Raw genomic sequence first — 329 nt, 5'->3', positions numbered from 1 at the left:
GGAGAACGGCTTCAATGAGGAAGTGATTGGGATAAAACGAATTGACCAATCAGCTTGTAGGTGGAAGAAAGCTTATGAGAAAAATGGGTTAATCGGACTTACAGATACAAGGAAAAAGGAATCTGGTAGAACCTTAAAACGTGAGCTTACACCTTCTGAAGTAATCGAGAGGCAGAATGCACGAATTAAGCTTTTGGAAGGTCAGGTGGAGCTGTTAAAAAAGCTAGAATCGACAGAAAGGAGGCTGCTAAACTCAAGAGAAAACCTAAGTCCAAGTAAGGCTTATCAATTAATTCAAGAGACAATCGAACAAGAGGGCTTTAAGAGGA

1 pseudogene is annotated in these 329 nt (G+C 40.4%); it reads left to right on the top strand.

Annotated features, from left to right (window positions below):
- Positions 1–329, top strand: a pseudogene (locus ASU00_RS26580) (IS3 family transposase); the annotation flags it as partial.

It is taken from the genome of Peribacillus muralis (assembly GCF_001439925.1).
Classification (GTDB): Bacteria; Bacillota; Bacilli; order Bacillales; family DSM-1321; genus Peribacillus; species Peribacillus muralis.
Note: the sequence above shows the minus strand (reverse complement) of the source record. Positions and strands in the feature narration are given on the sequence as shown.